We start from the raw sequence: 355 nt of genomic DNA on the forward strand, positions 1-355 counted from the left end.
GGATTGGGTGGTCGCCTGCGACAACCTGCGCGGCTGCGAGGCCATCAGCGCTGCCGACGGCTTCGACTACCGGCCCCTGAGCCTGATCCTGCAGCGCGCTGCGGGGCCGCGGGCACCGTTGCAGCTGTCCTTGCACTATGCCGAAGCGGGCGGTTACGCGCCGCTGCAACTCGATGGCCGGCCCCTGGCGAGTGCCGGGCGCCTGCGCCTGACGGAAGAGGACGACGGGGCCGCGTTGCTGGCCGAGGGCGGCGATGCCCAGGCCGTGCTGGCCGAGCTGCGCAACGCCAGTCAGTTGCGCATGGACGGGGAACGCGAGTACGAGGCGGTGGTCTCGCTCAGCGGCCTTTCCGCC

Annotated in this window: 1 protein-coding gene; it reads left to right on the forward strand. The window is 72.1% G+C overall.

The window, feature by feature from the left end; all coding sequences use genetic code 11:
- Positions 1 to 355, forward strand: a 355-nt coding sequence (locus J0A65_RS26550; RefSeq protein WP_206597168.1) for a DUF1176 domain-containing protein, incomplete at both ends; no start/stop codon positions are given.

Source organism: Bowmanella yangjiangensis, assembly GCF_017255015.1.
GTDB lineage: Bacteria > Pseudomonadota > Gammaproteobacteria > Enterobacterales > Alteromonadaceae > Bowmanella > Bowmanella yangjiangensis.